The following is a 13,597-nucleotide window of genomic DNA, read 5'->3' on the forward strand; positions in this document are numbered from 1 at the left end:
CGGCCGGGCGGGCGCGGCCCGCGGCCGGGCGACGGTGGCCGGTTCGGCCGGGGCGCTCACTTGTCGCGGGCCCGGCCGAGCACGCCGGACAGGTCGAGCTCGCCGTCGAGGAACCGGCCGACCGCGAGCCCGACCGCGCCGAGGACCAGCACGATGACGAAGGCGACGAACCCGCCGAAGGCGGCGGCCAAACCGAGCAGGAGACCTGCCAGCAGGCCGGTCTGGGTGGCAGTCATTCTCGTTCCGCTCCTGGATCTGGGTCGGTGCTGGGATCGGGGAAGGGCCGGTCCACGCGGGTGCGGGCCCGGCGGCGGGCGGTCCGGACGGCCGCGACGACGATCCGGACCGCCAGTGGCAGGTCGGGGACGATCTCGACGGGGGCGTCGTAGCGCCGCGCGTCGGGATCCGGGAGGTCCGAACCGGCGGGGTCGCCGGTCCGCGCCGCCCGGAGGCGGGCCAGCCCCTCGACGAAGGCCTCGGGGTCCCCGCCGCGGTCCGGGTGGTGGTCGCGCACGAACGCGCGATAGGCCGCCCGTTCCTCGCGCGTCCACGTCCCGGGGATCTCCGCCCCCTCCGTCACGGGCCGATCTCCACCGAGGCCACGGGGCCGGCCGCACCGGGCCCGGGGTCGACGACGTCGGAGACGGTGATGTCCACCGCCCGCCCGCCCGCCACCGCCGCCACCCGGGCCCGCAGCTGCGCCACGACCTCCGGGATCGGCGCCGCGAGGGACAGCACGACCGCGACCTCGACGGGCCCGCCGTGCTCGTCGACCCGGACACCGAGGAGCCTGTGCCCCGGCAGGTGGGTGGCGACGGCGCCGAACGTCCCGCCGTCGAGCCGGACGACCGCGGGGTGCGCGGCCACGAGCTCGGCGACGCGGCGGGCGAGCTCGTCGGTGGACTCCCGCGGGCCGCTCGCTCCGGCGCCGGTCACTCGACGCGCGACGGCGCCGGGGTGGCGGGCGCCGGCGGCGCCTCGGGGCCGTCCTCGTCGGGCAGGTGGATGTCGTTGACCGCGATGTTGACCTCGATCACCTCGAGGCCGGTCATCCGCTCGACGGCGGTGATCACGTTCCGCCGTACCGCCCGCGCGAGGTCCACGATGGACACCCCGTACTCCACCACGATGTCCAGGTCGACCGCGGCCTGCTTCTCGCCGACCTCGACCTGCACTCCGGCGATGTTCGACGCGCCGGTGCCGCCGCCCGGGATGCGCTCGCGCAGCGCGCCGAACGTGCGGGAGAGACCGCCGCCCATCGAGTGGACACCGGAGATCTCGCGCGCCGCGATGCCCGCGATCTTCTGGACGACCGAGGCGGCGATCGTCGTCCGGCCCTGCGCGGTCTCCTCGGCCAGCCGGCCCGGGCTTCCGGAGGTGCCCGCGGCGGCGGAGGTCGACGGGGTGGCGGCGGCGGGGGCCCCGCCGGTGGTGCTGCCGGTCGTGCTGCTCATGCGTACTCCTCGGAGGACCGTGGGGTGCGCCGGTGTCCGGCGCCGTACACAGCATCCGACGACGCGGGCTCCCGCAGCCTCACGCCACATCACCCGATCGGCGGATGCGCCGGTCTCGTCCCGCGGCGCGGACGTAGCGCAGCAGCAGCGTCCCGTCCTCCTCGAGCACGGTGGCGAGCCGCATCCCCTCCGGCGCCCGCCCGGCAGGCCCGTGCGCGATGCGTCCCGCGTCGCCCGCGGCGAGCAGCGGGGAGAGGGTGAGGCAGAGCTCGTCGACGGCGCCGGCGGCGATCAGGTCGCCGTGCAGCCCGGGCCCGCCCTCGCACAGCACCCGCCGCATCCCGCGCCGCTCCAGCTCGCCGAGCAGGGTCGCCACGGCCAGGTCCGGCAGCTCGACGACCTCCGCGCCCGCCTCGCGCAGCGTCGCCCGCCGCCCGGGCGGGGCCGCGGCCGTGGTCAGCACGATCGTCGGCACGAACGTGTCCGTGAACAGCCCGAGGTCCGGCTCGAGCGCGGCCGATCCCGTGACGACGGCGATCGGCGGGGGAACGTCCCGGCCGAGGGTGGGCCGGCGGGCCCCGCGGTAGCGCTCGGCCCGGGCGGTGCCGGCGCCGACGAGCACCACGTCGGCGAGCCGGCGCAGCGTGCCGAACACCGCCTTGTCCGCGGGCGTGCCCAGGCCGCCGGAACGGCCGTCGACCGAGACGGCGCCGTCGAGGCTCGAGACGAAGTTGACCCGGACCCACGGGCGGCCCGGGTCCGGCGGGTACGCGTAGACCTCCGGCAGGTCCTCCGGGGCGAGGTCGGCGGCGGCGGGGTCCGGCGGCAGCAGTCGGCGCACCGGCCCATCCCAGCACCCGGCGGCCGCGACCGCCGCCCGTCGTTCACGGCCGCCGTCGTCGACCCCGATGCCGGTGAGTGTGATCAACGGGAAGGGGACCGGGACTTTTCGCACCGTCGAGCTAAGGATAGCCTCACCACGATTGAGGTGTCCCGCACCGTGGTGACCCCGTGGTCACCATCAGGCCTGCCTCGCCCGTCCGGGACGACCGAGGACGACCGAGCACGACCAGGGAGGACGAGACGTGGCAGTCGGATCGGCGCCGGTGGTGCCGACCGCGGGAGGGCGCGGGCGCGCCCGGCCGAAGCGGTCCCTGCGTCGCCGCCGACTCGCCGGCCTCGGCGTGCTCGGTGTACTCCTGGTGCTGGCGGTGCTCGCCAGCATCGCGTTCGGCACCAAGGTCATCCCGCTCCCGCACGTCTGGAGCGCACTGGTCGCGCCGACCGGCACCGAGGACGACATCGTGATCCGCTCGCTGCGGATCCCGCGGACCGTGCTCGGCGTGCTGGTCGGGGCCGCGCTCGGCCTCGCGGGCGCGCTGATCCAGGGGCACACCCGCAACCCGCTCGCCGATCCCGGCCTGCTCGGCGTGAACATGGGCGCGGCGTTCTTCGTGGTCGTCGGCATCTACGTGTTCGGCGTGACCACGCTGTTCGGCTACGTCTGGTTCGCCTTCGCCGGGGCGATGGTCGCGAGCGTCGCGGTGTTCCTGCTCGGCTCCTCGGGCGGCCGCGGCGGCCCGACGCCGGTGAGCCTCGCCCTCGCGGGCGCCGCCCTGTCTTTCCTGCTCAGCGGCCTGGTCTCGGCGATCATCCTGATCGACACCGACACGCTCGACGCCTACCGGTTCTGGAACGTCGGCTCGCTGACCGGCCGGGACACCGCCGTCGCCGGGCAGGTCGTGTGGTTCATCGCGGTCGGCGCGCTGATCGCGCTCGCCACGGCGCCGGCGCTCAACGCGCTGTCCCTCGGCGAGGACGTCGCCCGCTCGCTCGGGCAGTCCGTCCGCCGCACCCGCGTGCTCGGGATCGTCGCGATCACGCTGCTCGCCGGCGGGGCGACCGCGGCCTGCGGGCCGATCGGCTTCGTCGGGCTGGTGGTGCCGCACGTCGTGCGGGCCTTCACCGGGCCGGACCACCGGTGGCTGCTCCCGGCCTCCGGGCTGCTCGGCGCGGTGCTGCTGCTCTCGGCCGACGTGGTCGGCCGGTTGGTCGCCCGGCCCGGCGAGCTGCAGGTCGGCATCGTCCTGGCCCTGGTGGGCGCGCCGTTCTTCATCGCGCTCGTGCGTCGCCGGAAGCTGGTGACCCTCTGATGGCCGCACCCGTCCGGCCGACGCTCGACCCCGCGGCCCGGGAGGTCCTGGAGCGCGTCCCCGGCCGCCGCCCGTTCCGCCGCGGGCCGGTCTCCGGGGTGTGGCGCCCGCGCAACGTGCTGGTCCTCGGGGTGTCGCTGGTCGTGCTCGTGCTCGCGGTGGCGCTCAACGTGGGCCGCGGCGAGTTCCCGATCGGCATCCCGGACGTGCTCGCCACGCTGTTCGGCGGCGGCGACGCGAGCCAGCGGTTCATCATCCTGGAGCTGCGGCTGCCCCGGTCGCTGACCGGCCTGCTCGTCGGCGGCGCGCTCGCGGTCTCCGGCGCGATCATGCAGTCGATCGCCCGCAACCCGCTGGCGAGCCCGGACATCATCGGCATCACCTGGGGCGCCAGTGCCGCCGCCGTCACCCTGATCGTCCTCGGCGGCGCGGGCCTGGTCGGCATGCTCGCCGCCGTCGGGCTGCCGATCGCGGCGCTGGCCGGCGGCCTGCTCGCGGCGATCGTGATCTACGGGCTGGCGTGGCGGAAGGGCATCCAGGGCTTCCGGCTGGTGCTCGTCGGCATCGGCATCAACGCGATGCTGGTGGCCGTCGTGAACTGGCTGCTGATCGTGGCGCAGGTCCACGAGGCCGCGCGGGCCACGGTCTGGGTCAACGGCAGCCTCAACGCCCGGGGCTGGGAGCACGTGGTGCCCGTCGGGCTCGCCCTGCTCGTCCTGGTGCCGGCCGCCCTGGTGCTGTCGTTCGTGATGGGCGCGCTGCAGTACGGCGACGACACCGCGCGCGGGCTGGGGGTGCGCGTGGACCGTTCCCGGAGCCTGCTGCTGCTGGTGGCGGTCGTGCTGGCCGCCGTGGCCACCGCCTCGGCCGGCCCGATCGCCTTCGTGGCCCTGGTGTCGCCGCAGATCGCCCAGCGTCTGGTCGGCTCCGCGCGCCCGCCCGTCGGCGCCTCGCTGCTGATCGGCGCCGCATTGACCGTCCTCGCCGATCTCCTCGCGCGTACGGCCTTCGGCGGCGTGGAGCTGCCCGTCGGCGTCGTGACCGCCGTGCTCGGCGCCCCGTACCTGCTCTACCTGCTCGTGAGACAAGGCCGGGAGGCCCGCGCATGACACCGGACGCCGACACCGCCCTGGTCGAGGACACGCAGGCCCCCGTCGCGCCCGACGGCACGCGGGTGCGACTGCGGGCCGAGGGCGTCCGGCTCGGCTACGGCGAGCGCGTCGTCGTCGACGAGCTGGACCTCGACGTCCTGCAGGGCACGGTGACCGCGGTGATCGGGCCCAACGGCTGCGGCAAGTCGACCCTCCTGCGCGCCCTCGGACGGCTCCTCACGCCGAGCCGCGGGCACGTGCTGCTGGACGGGCGCAAGATCGACGAGATGCCGACGAAGCAGGTCGCGACCGTGCTCGGCCTGCTGCCGCAGGCGCCCACCGCGCCCGAGGGGCTCACCGTCGGCGACCTCGTCGCCCGCGGCCGCCACCCGCACCAGGCCTGGTACCGGCAGTGGTCGGGCGACGACGAGGAGGCCGTGGCCGAGGCCCTCGCCTGGACCGGCATCTCCGACCTCGCCGAGCGGCCGGTCGACGAGCTCTCCGGCGGACAGCGCCAGCGCGCCTGGATCTCGATGGCCCTCGCCCAGGGCACCGACCTGTTGCTGCTCGACGAGCCGACCACCTTCCTCGACCTCGCGCACCAGGTGGAGGTGCTGGAGCTCGTGGAGCGGCTGCACCACGAGCGCGGCCGCACGGTCGTGATGGTGCTGCACGACCTCAACCTGGCCGCTCGCTACGCCGACCGGCTCGTGGCGATGAAGGCCGGCCGGATCGTCGCGCAGGGCCGACCGGCCGAGGTGATCACCGAACCGCTGCTGCGCGAGGTCTTCGGGCTGGAGGCCCGGGTCATCCCCGATCCCGTCGCCGGCACCCCGCTCGTCGTGCCCGTCGGGACCCGCTGACCCTGCCGCGGTCGTCCGCCGACCGTGCAGGCGAGCAGGCCGCCTCGGCCGGTCGCCCGATCGTGCGCGGCCGCCGGTTTCCCTCCGTGACCGGCCGGGAACCCCCCGGAACCCTGCTCCGCCCCGAGGGCGGACCGGACCACGCGTCCGGCGCAGGGGGCCGGAGGCGGTGCCGGTCGTGGCGTGAAGGAGGGGTACGAAGGTGTTCCCGCAGACCGATTCGACGCCGGAGCTGCAGGGGGCGGCGCGGTCGCGGCAGGTGCTCGCCGACGTCGCCAAGGCGATGGCGCACCCGGATCGCATCTGGATCCTGCAGCTGCTGGCCGACGGCGAGCGCTCGGTCGCGGACCTGCGCGCGCGGACCGGGGCCGTTGCCTCGACGCTGTCCTCGCACCTGGCCGTCCTGCGGCACGCGGACCTGGTGACCGTGCGCCGCGAGGGCTCGGTCGTCTACTACGCGCTGGCCGATCCCGCCTCGCTCGGCGTGCTGGAGGCCCTGCGCGCGGTGGTGGTGGGCTCCCTGGACCGCCGCGACCTGGCCTTCGGCGGCGCCGGGTCCGCGGCCCGCCCGGCCTTCGGGGAGTGATCCCCGCGCCGCCGGACCCGTAGGGTTCCGCCATGGCGACCGCGCGCGAGACCTTCCGGGTGGCACCCGGGCCCGTCGACCTGTCGGCCATCGACCCCCGCGGGCGCCCGCTCGGCCCGCGGGACAAGGCCGACGCCGCGCTGGCGATGGAGGACCTCGGCGCGCGGCTCGACTCCCGGCAGGAGGCGCTCTTCGCGGAGGGCACCGCGGGCGGGAGACGCGCGGTGCTGCTCGTCCTGCAGGGCATGGACACCTCGGGCAAGGGCGGGACCATCCGGCACGTGCTCGGGATGGTCAACCCGCAGGGCGTGCACGTCGCCTCCTTCAAGAAGCCCACCGAGGAGGAGCGGGCGCACGACTTCCTGTGGCGGATCCGCCGGCAGGTCCCGGTGCCCGGGCGGATCGGCGTCTTCGACCGCTCGCACTACGAGGACGTGCTGGTCGCGCGGGTGGACGACCTGGTGCCGGAGGAGGTCTGGCGGGCCCGCTACGGGGCGATCGCCGAGTTCGAGCGGGAGCTGTCCGGCCAGGGCGTCACGATCCTCAAGTGCATGCTGCACATCTCGCCGCAGGAGCAGGCGGAGCGGCTGCTCGCCCGGCTCGACGACCCGCAGAAGCGCTGGAAGTACAACCCCGGCGACCTCGACGCCCGCGAGAAGTGGCCCGCCTACCAGGAGGCCTACGCCGCGGCGCTGGAGCACTGCGACTCCGACGTCGCACCGTGGTACGTCGTGCCCGCCGACCGCAAGTGGTACCGGAACTGGGCGGTGGCCGCGCTGCTGGCCGAGACCCTCGACGACCTCGCCCCGCAGTTCCCGCCGCCGGACTACGAGGTCGACGCGGAGCGGGCCCGGCTGAAGGCCTCGACCGGGATCGGGTGAGCCGGCCGCGTCAGGTGACGAGCGGGTGGATCAGCCAGAAGGCCAACGCCGCGCAGAGCGCCGCGGCCGGGAGGGTCAGTACCCAGGCCACGGCGATGTTGCCGCCCACGCCCCACCGGACCGCCGACAGCCGCTTCGTCGCGCCGACGCCCAGGATGGAGGACGTGATCGTCTGCGTGGTGGAGATCGGCGCGGCGAACACGAACGCGGTCGTGTAGAGGATCGACGAGGCGGTGAGCTCGGCCGCGAAGCCGCGCGGCGGGTCCAGGTCGATGATGCGCCGGCCCAGCGTCCGCATGATGCGCCAGCCGCCGGCGTAGGTGCCGAGCGACAGCGCCCCCGCCGAGATGAGCACGACCCACCACGGCACCTCGCTGCCCTGGTGGAAGCCGCCGACCACGAGGGCCAGCACGATCACGCCCATCGTCTTCTGGGCGTCCTGCAGGCCGTGGCCCAGCGCCATCGCGGCCGCCGAGACCGTCTGCGCGATCCGGAACCCGCGGGTGGTCCGGGTCGGCCTGCTGTCCTTGAAGATCCACAGCAGCACGATCATGACGATGCTCGAGAGGACGAACCCGACGACCGGCGACAGGATCATCGGGATGACGACCTTGTCGAGCACGCCGGCCCACTTGACCGTGCCCGCGGAGGCCAGTGCGGCGCCGACCAGGCCGCCGATCAGGGCGTGCGAGGAGGAGCTCGGCAGGCCGAACCACCAGGTGACGAGGTTCCAGATGATCGCGCCGACCAGGGCGGCCAGCACCACGGCCAGCCCGGCCATGCCCTGGGGCGCCTCGATGATCCCGCTGCCGACGGTGGACGCGACCTCCGTGCCGAGGTGGGCGCCGACCAGGTTCATGACCGCCGCCATCAGCAGCGCGACCCGGGGGGACAGCGCCCGGGTGGCCACCGAGGTGGCGATGGCGTTCGCCGCGTCGTGGAAGCCGTTGGTGTAGTCGAACACCACCGCCACGGCGATGACGACGAGGACCGCCGCGAGGAGCATCAGGCTTCCTTGACCGCGATGCTCTCGACGGTGTTGGCCACCGTCTCGAAGGCGTCCGCGGCCTCCTCGAGGGTGTCGACGACCTCCTTGAGCTTGATGACCTCCAGCACCGCGGCGGGATCCGTGATCGCCTCGTCCGGGGACAGCAGGCCGGCCAGCACGGCGTGGTAGGCCTCGTCGGCCTCGTCCTCCAGCGAGTTCACGTGGATCCAGTAGTCCCGCAGCTGGGCCATCTTCTCCAGCCGCGGCATCGCCTCGGCGGTCGCGGCCGCCGCCCGGCACAGGACGTCCACCTGCATGGCGATGCCCGCGGGCAGCCGTTCCAGCCGGTAGAGCACGATCCGGTCCGCCGCCTCCTCGATGGCGTCGACGACGTCGTCGAGGGAGGAGGTCAGCCGGTAGATGTCCTCGCGGTCGAACGGGGTGACGAACACCGAGTTCAGCTTCACCAGGATCTCGTGGGTGACCTCGTCACCCGCGTTCTCGGCGTCCTTCACCCGCTTCGCGATCGCGGCCCGCTCGTCGGCCGGGGCCTGGACGAGGGCGTAGAGCTCGTTCGCCGCGACCACGATGTTCTCCGCGGCGCGGGTGAAGAGCGGGTAGAAGCCGCGCTCCTGCGGCGTCAACCGGAAGGCCATAGGGGGTTTTCTACCCGTTCACGTCCGGCTCACCCGCGCCGGGGCGCCCTCGTTTCAGCCGATGAGGGCCCGTCCGATGATCTCCTTCATGATCTCGTTCGTGCCGCCGTAGATGGACTGCACGCGCGAGTCGACGAAGGCCTTGGCGATCGGGTACTCCATCATGTAGCCGTAGCCGCCGTGCAGCTGCAGGCACCGGTCGACCACGCGCTTCTGCAGGTCCGTGGCCCACCACTTGGCCTTGGCCGCGTCGGCGACCGAGAGCTTGCCGGCCACGTGCTCCTCGAGGCAGCGGTCGACGTAGGTCCGGGTCACGTCGATCTCGGTGTCCATCTCGGCGAGCTCGAAGCGGGTGTTCTGGAAGTTCGCGATCGCGCGGCCGAAGGCCTTGCGCTCCTTCGTGTACTCCAGCGTCATCCCGAGCGCCGCGGCCGCGCCGGCCACCGCGCCGACGGCGATCGACAGCCGCTCCTGGGCCAGGTTCTGCATCAGGTAGATGAAGCCCTGCCCCACCTCGCCGAGGACGTTGGCGGCGGGCACCCGGACGTCGGTGAAGCTCAGCTCCGCCGTGTCCTGCGCCTTCATGCCGACCTTCTCCAGCCGGCGGCCGCGCTCGAAGCCCGGCATGCCGCGCTCCACGCACAGCAGCGAGAAGCCGCGGGCGCCGGCCTCGGGGTCGGTCTTGGCGACCACGATCACCAGGTCGGCGAGGATGCCGTTGGTGATGAAGGTCTTGGCGCCGTTGAGGATCCAGTCGTCCCCGTCCTTCCTGGCGTGCGTCGCGATGCCCTGCAGGTCCGAGCCGGTGCCGGGCTCGGTCATGCCGATGGCCGTGATGATCTCGCCCGAGCAGAAGCCGGGCAGCCAGCGCTGCTTCTGCTCGTCGTTCGCCAGGCGGAGCAGGTAGGGCGCGACGACGTCGTTGTGCAGGGGGAAGCCCAGGCCGCTGGTACCGGCCGCGGTGATCTCCTCGAGGGCGACGGCGTTGTAGCGGAAGTCGGGGGTGCCGCCGCCGCCGAACTCCTCGGGGACGTCGGTGCCGAGCAGGCCGGCCTTGCCGGCGGAGAGCCAGATCTCGCGGTCGACCTGTCCGTCCTTCTCCCACCGGGCGTGGTGCGGGACGACCTCCTTCTCGAGGAAGGTGCGGACGAGGTCGCGGAACGCGTCGTGTTCGGCGTCGAAGATGTCGCGCTGCATGACGGGGAGTCTCACATACTCGTCGGTAACCCCGCGGGCCGTCCGCGGCCCGCGCGGGCCGTAGGCTGCCGTCGTGCTCCGTGCGCTGTCCGACGAGCTCGGTTCCCGCCTGCGTGCCGCCGCCGCCAACGCCTGGGACCGGACGGTCGCCGGCGGGGTCGCCGACCTGCGCCGCATGGCGCGCACCGAGGTCGCCCGGGACCCGGGCGGCACGCTGTACCGCTACGACCCGCTGCCGGGGGTGCCGCCCGCGGGGCCCGCCGTGCTGCTGGTCCCGCCGCTGGGCGCCCCGGACTTCGCCTACGACCTGCGCCGGGACTGCTCGCTGGTCGAGCACCTGCTCGGCGAGGGCCGGCCGGTGTACCTCGTGGACTACGGGCCGATCGCGTTCGGGCACCGCAGGCTGGGCATCGAGCACTGGGTCGACGACGTGGTGCCGCGGGCGGTCCGGCGGGTCGCCGAGCACACCGACGAGCCGCTGTACCTGGTGGGCTGGTCGCTCGGCGGGCTGTTCTGCCTGCTCGCGCTCGCCGCGGCCGAGGAGGCGGGGGAGCCGCTGCCGGTGCGTGCGGTCGCGGCGATCGGCAGCCCCGTGGACGTCACCGCGGTGCCCCTGGTCGCGCCGCTGCGCCCGCTCGCGGAGGTGGCCGGCGGGCGGGCGGTGTCGGCGCTCTACCGGGCGGTGGGCAGTTGGCCGGCGCCGCTCGTGAGCACCGTGTTCCAGCTGACCACGGTGGACAAGATGATCACGAAGCCGCTGGCGGTCCTGTCCCGGCTCGACGACCGCGACACCCTCGCCCAGATCGAGGCCGTCGACCACATGATGCGCAACATGCACGGCTACCCGGGCCGGGTGTTCGGCCAGCTCTTCCATCTCTTCCTGCGCAGCAACGACCTCGCCGCCGGCAGCCTCGCGCTGGCGGGGCGGCGGGTGTCGCTGGCCTCGGTGAAGGTGCCCGTCCTGGTCGTGGGCGGGCGGGACGACGTCATCGCCCCGCTGCGCGCGGTCCGCCGCGCCGTCCCGCTGCTGTCCGGCGCCCCCGAGGTGCGCTTCGAGACCGCGCCGGGCGGGCACCTCGGCGTGCTCACCGGGCGCAGGGCGCGGACGACGACCTGGCCGGCGCTCGACGCCTTCCTCGACGAGCACCGGTAGGAGACCCGGCCGGTTCCTGAGGGCCCACTGAGTTCGTCCACGGGGCCGCGGCGGCACGTGGGCACACTGGGGCCATGCGCCATGTGGAGAACCTCGGAACGCAGAAGCCGTACTCCGTGATCGGGCTCGGGACCTGGCAGTTCGGGTCCAAGGAGTGGGGCTACGGCGGCGGGTACGACGAGCGGGAGGCCGGCCGGATCGTCGCCCGGGCCCGCGAGCTGGGCGTCACGGTCTTCGACACCGCCGAGGTCTACGGGTTCGGCCGCTCCGAGCGCATCCTCGGCCGGGCCCTGGCGGAGACCGGCGGGACGGACGACGTCGTGGTCGCCACCAAGATCTTCCCGGTGCTGCCGACGGCGGCGGTGGTGCAGCAGCGGGGGGTGGCGAGCGCCCAGCGGCTGGGCGTGCGGACCCTCGACCTCTACCAGGTGCACCAGCCGAACCCGGTGGTCGGCGACGGCACCACCATGCGCGGGATGCAGGCGTTGCGCGACGTGGGGGTGGTCCGGGACGTCGGGGTGTCCAACTACAAGTCGGCCCGCTGGAAGTCCGCGGAGGCGCGGCTCGGCACGAAGCTGCTGTCCAACCAGGTGCAGTTCAGCCTGGTGCACCGCGACCCGCTGGCCGAGATGCTGCCCTGGGCGCAGCGCACCGGGCACGTGGTGATCGGCTACAGCCCGCTGGCGCAGGGCCTGCTGTCCGGCCGCTACGACCGCGACCACCGCCCGACCAACGGCGTGCGCGCGGCCAACGCGATGTTCCTCCCGGAGAACCTCGACGCCGCGAAGCCGTTGCTGGACACCCTGCGCGACGTCGCCTCGGCGCACGACGCCACGCCGTCGCAGATCGCCCTGGCCTGGGTCGTGCACCCGCCGAACGTCGTCGCGATCCCGGGGGCGTCGAGCGTCGAGCAGGTCGAGAGCAACGTCGCCGCGGCGGAGATCCGGCTGACGGACGACGAGTACGCGGGACTCACCGCCGCCGGCGAGGCCTACCAGCCGCTCACCGGCATCCCGGCGCTGCCGAAGCTCGTCGCCTCCCGCCGGCGTGGGTGATCGGTCCGTTTCGCCGCGCTCGTCCGCCAGGTGAGTGACGCAGGACCCCGTGCAAAGCCCTGACGGGGGAGCGATCCGGCGTTAGCGTGGCCGGGTGAGCACGGTCGAGCGGGCGGGGACGGGGTCGGCGGCGGGTCCGGGGTCGGGTTCGCGGGCGGCGTCGGAGGCCCGGCGGCGGCACGACGCCACCGTCGCGGAGCTCGTCCGGGCCTATCGCGCGGTCCCGGCCGGCACCCCCGTGCGGCTCGGCAAGCGCACCTCGAACCTGTTCCGGTTCGGCACGCCCGCCGCGCACTCGGTGCTGCTCGACACCTCCGGGCTCGCCGGCGTGATCGAGGTCGACCGGGACGCGCGGACCGCCGACGTCCAGGGCATGTGCACCTACGAGGACCTGGTCGCGGCGACCCTGCCGCACGGGCTGATGCCGCTGGTCGTGCCCCAGCTCAAGACGATCACCCTCGGCGGTGCGGTCACCGGGCTCGGCATCGAGTCGACCTCCTTCCGGCACGGCCTGCCGCACGAGTCCGTGCTGGAGATGGACGTCCTCACGCCCGGGGGCGAGCTGGTCACCGCCGCGCCGCACACCGAGCACGCGGACCTCTACGCCGCCTTCGCCAACTCCTACGGCACGCTCGGCTACGCGCTGCGGCTGCGCATCGAGCTGCAGCCGGTGAAGCCCTACGTCCGGCTCACCCACCACCGCTTCCGCACCGCCGAGGAGGCCACGGCCGCGCTGGCCGAGGCGGCGCGGCCGGACGGGCGCGCGGACTTCGTCGACGGCACGGTGTTCTCCGACCGCGAGCACTACGTCAGCGTGGGGCGGTTCGTCGACGCCCCCACGCCGGGCGCGCAGGTCTCCGACTACACCGGTATGGACGTGTACTACCGCTCCCTGCAGCGGCGCCCGGTCGACCACCTCACCGTGCAGGACTACCTGTGGCGGTGGGACACCGACTGGTTCTGGTGCTCCCGCGCCTTCGGCGTGCAGGTGCCCGCCGTCCGTCGCGTGTGGCCGAAGCGCTACCGCCGGTCCGACGTGTACCGCAGGCTCGTCGCGCTCGACCAGCGCTACCAGGCGTCGAACGCGGTGCGGCGCGCCCTCGGCCGGCCCGAGGAGGAGATGGTGATCCAGGACGTCGAGATCCCGACGCCCCGGCTGCCGGAGTTCCTCGCCGCGTTCCACGAGCACGTGGGGATCGCGCCGGTGTGGCTCTGCCCGCTGCAGCTGCGGGGGGAGCGCACCTGGCCGCTCTACCCGATGGAGCCGCGCACGCCGTACGTGAACGTCGGCTTCTGGTCGTCCGTGCCGGTGGGCGCGGACGGTGAGGAGCACAACCGGTTCGTCGAGAAGCTCGTGGCCGACCTGGACGGCCACAAGAGCCTCTACTCGACCGTCCACTACGGGCGGGAGGAGTTCTGGGAGCGCTACAACGGACCGGCGTACCGGGCCGTGAAGGAGCGCTACGACCCGGCGGGGCGGCTGCCGGATCTGTACACGAAGGTCGGAGGGGGAGCGTGAG

General features: G+C 74.1%; 16 protein-coding genes. 8 read left to right on the top strand and 8 right to left on the bottom strand.

The annotated features are described in order from the left end of the window. Positions 1-56 precede the first annotated feature (56 nt). From ACFQH9_RS12625 to ACFQH9_RS12645, 5 genes are all read right to left on the bottom strand, one after another. Positions 57-236 (bottom strand): hypothetical protein, encoded by a 180-nt coding sequence (locus ACFQH9_RS12625; RefSeq protein WP_379566202.1) that lies wholly within the window; start codon positions 234-236, stop codon positions 57-59. Then, on the bottom strand, positions 233-580 hold the full coding sequence (locus ACFQH9_RS12630) for a hypothetical protein (protein ID WP_379566203.1): 348 nt from the start codon (positions 578-580) through the stop codon (positions 233-235). Before ACFQH9_RS12630 ends, ACFQH9_RS12625 begins: the two co-directional genes overlap by 4 nt. Continuing rightward, positions 577-936 carry a hypothetical protein gene (locus ACFQH9_RS12635; protein ID WP_379566204.1) on the bottom strand — a complete coding sequence of 120 codons (360 nt, stop codon included), beginning with the start codon at positions 934-936 and terminating at the stop codon, positions 577-579. Before ACFQH9_RS12635 ends, ACFQH9_RS12630 begins: the two co-directional genes overlap by 4 nt. Beyond that, positions 933-1,454 carry an Asp23/Gls24 family envelope stress response protein gene (locus ACFQH9_RS12640; RefSeq protein WP_379566205.1) on the bottom strand — a complete coding sequence of 174 codons (522 nt, stop codon included), beginning with the start codon at positions 1,452-1,454 and terminating at the stop codon, positions 933-935. The genes ACFQH9_RS12635 and ACFQH9_RS12640 overlap by 4 nt, the downstream gene beginning before the upstream one ends. Before the next feature lie 79 nt (positions 1,455-1,533). Beyond that, positions 1,534-2,409: a pyrimidine reductase family protein gene (locus tag ACFQH9_RS12645; RefSeq protein WP_379566206.1), complete on the bottom strand. Its 876-nt coding sequence runs from the start codon at positions 2,407-2,409 to the stop codon at positions 1,534-1,536. Between the two features lie 130 nt (positions 2,410-2,539). Between ACFQH9_RS12645 and ACFQH9_RS12650 the strand changes: the two genes are divergently transcribed. The 5 genes from ACFQH9_RS12650 (at position 2,540) to ACFQH9_RS12670 (ending at position 7,028) form a co-directional block, all read left to right on the top strand. Further along, positions 2,540-3,607, top strand: coding sequence for a FecCD family ABC transporter permease (locus tag ACFQH9_RS12650; RefSeq protein WP_379566207.1), 1,068 nt, complete (start codon positions 2,540-2,542; stop codon positions 3,605-3,607). After that, positions 3,607-4,716, top strand: coding sequence for a FecCD family ABC transporter permease (locus tag ACFQH9_RS12655; RefSeq protein WP_379566208.1), 1,110 nt, complete (start codon positions 3,607-3,609; stop codon positions 4,714-4,716). Before ACFQH9_RS12650 ends, ACFQH9_RS12655 begins: the two co-directional genes overlap by 1 nt. Further along, positions 4,713-5,561 (top strand): ABC transporter ATP-binding protein, encoded by an 849-nt coding sequence (locus ACFQH9_RS12660; protein WP_379566209.1) that lies wholly within the window; start codon positions 4,713-4,715, stop codon positions 5,559-5,561. Before ACFQH9_RS12655 ends, ACFQH9_RS12660 begins: the two co-directional genes overlap by 4 nt. Before the next feature lie 202 nt (positions 5,562-5,763). Beyond that, positions 5,764-6,147: an ArsR/SmtB family transcription factor gene (locus ACFQH9_RS12665; protein ID WP_379566210.1), complete on the top strand. Its 384-nt coding sequence runs from the start codon at positions 5,764-5,766 to the stop codon at positions 6,145-6,147. A gap of 32 nt (positions 6,148-6,179) precedes the next feature. Continuing rightward, entirely contained in the window at positions 6,180-7,028 is an 849-nt protein-coding gene (locus tag ACFQH9_RS12670; protein ID WP_379566211.1) for a polyphosphate kinase 2 family protein, read from the top strand. 10 nt (positions 7,029-7,038) lie between these two features. Here ACFQH9_RS12670 and ACFQH9_RS12675 read toward each other — a convergent pair whose 3' ends face one another. Genes ACFQH9_RS12675 through ACFQH9_RS12685 form a run of 3 tightly spaced genes read right to left on the bottom strand, consistent with a single transcriptional unit; the run spans position 7,039 to position 9,869 of the window. After that, the gene (locus ACFQH9_RS12675; RefSeq protein ID WP_379566212.1) at positions 7,039-8,034 is read right to left on the bottom strand and encodes an inorganic phosphate transporter; all 996 of its coding nucleotides are present in this window, start codon (positions 8,032-8,034) and stop codon (positions 7,039-7,041) included. Next, positions 8,034-8,672 carry a DUF47 domain-containing protein gene (locus tag ACFQH9_RS12680; protein ID WP_379566213.1) on the bottom strand — a complete coding sequence of 213 codons (639 nt, stop codon included), beginning with the start codon at positions 8,670-8,672 and terminating at the stop codon, positions 8,034-8,036. The genes ACFQH9_RS12675 and ACFQH9_RS12680 overlap by 1 nt, the downstream gene beginning before the upstream one ends. A 54-nt stretch (positions 8,673-8,726) precedes the next feature. Beyond that, entirely contained in the window at positions 8,727-9,869 is a 1,143-nt protein-coding gene (locus ACFQH9_RS12685) for an acyl-CoA dehydrogenase family protein (protein WP_379566214.1), read from the bottom strand. A 73-nt stretch (positions 9,870-9,942) separates the two neighbouring features. Here ACFQH9_RS12685 and ACFQH9_RS12690 point away from each other — a divergent pair, with 73 nt between their 5' ends. The 3 genes from ACFQH9_RS12690 (at position 9,943) to ACFQH9_RS12700 (ending at position 13,596) form a co-directional block, all read left to right on the top strand. Continuing rightward, a complete protein-coding gene (locus ACFQH9_RS12690; RefSeq protein ID WP_379566215.1) occupies positions 9,943-11,022 on the top strand; it encodes an alpha/beta fold hydrolase in 1,080 nt (359 codons plus the stop codon). Between the two features lie 74 nt (positions 11,023-11,096). Further along, on the top strand, positions 11,097-12,077 hold the full coding sequence (locus tag ACFQH9_RS12695; RefSeq protein ID WP_379566216.1) for an aldo/keto reductase: 981 nt from the start codon (positions 11,097-11,099) through the stop codon (positions 12,075-12,077). A 94-nt stretch (positions 12,078-12,171) separates the two neighbouring features. Next, complete coding sequence (locus tag ACFQH9_RS12700; protein ID WP_379566217.1) at positions 12,172-13,596, top strand: FAD-binding oxidoreductase; 1,425 nt, start codon at positions 12,172-12,174, stop codon at positions 13,594-13,596. The last annotated feature ends 1 nt before the right edge of the window (position 13,597 follow it).

Source organism: Pseudonocardia lutea (assembly GCF_042658055.1).
In the GTDB taxonomy this organism is placed as follows: Bacteria; Actinomycetota; Actinomycetes; order Mycobacteriales; family Pseudonocardiaceae; genus Pseudonocardia; species Pseudonocardia lutea.

Bases quoted from the DNA above. Each gene is read 5' to 3' on its own strand.
- ACFQH9_RS12625 (WP_379566202.1), bottom strand. From the start codon at position 236: ATGACTGCCACCCAGACCGGCCTGCTGGCAGGTCTCCTGCTCGGTTTG.
- ACFQH9_RS12640 (WP_379566205.1), bottom strand. From the start codon at position 1,454: ATGAGCAGCACGACCGGCAGCACCACCGGCGGGGCCCCCGCCGCCGCC.
- ACFQH9_RS12655 (WP_379566208.1), top strand. From the start codon at position 3,607: ATGGCCGCACCCGTCCGGCCGACGCTCGACCCCGCGGCCCGGGAGGTC.
- ACFQH9_RS12660 (WP_379566209.1), top strand. From the start codon at position 4,713: ATGACACCGGACGCCGACACCGCCCTGGTCGAGGACACGCAGGCCCCC.
- ACFQH9_RS12670 (WP_379566211.1), top strand. From the start codon at position 6,180: ATGGCGACCGCGCGCGAGACCTTCCGGGTGGCACCCGGGCCCGTCGAC.
- ACFQH9_RS12675 (WP_379566212.1), bottom strand. From the start codon at position 8,034: ATGCTCCTCGCGGCGGTCCTCGTCGTCATCGCCGTGGCGGTGGTGTTC.
- ACFQH9_RS12680 (WP_379566213.1), bottom strand. From the start codon at position 8,672: ATGGCCTTCCGGTTGACGCCGCAGGAGCGCGGCTTCTACCCGCTCTTC.
- ACFQH9_RS12685 (WP_379566214.1), bottom strand. From the start codon at position 9,869: ATGCAGCGCGACATCTTCGACGCCGAACACGACGCGTTCCGCGACCTC.
- ACFQH9_RS12695 (WP_379566216.1), top strand. From the start codon at position 11,097: ATGCGCCATGTGGAGAACCTCGGAACGCAGAAGCCGTACTCCGTGATC.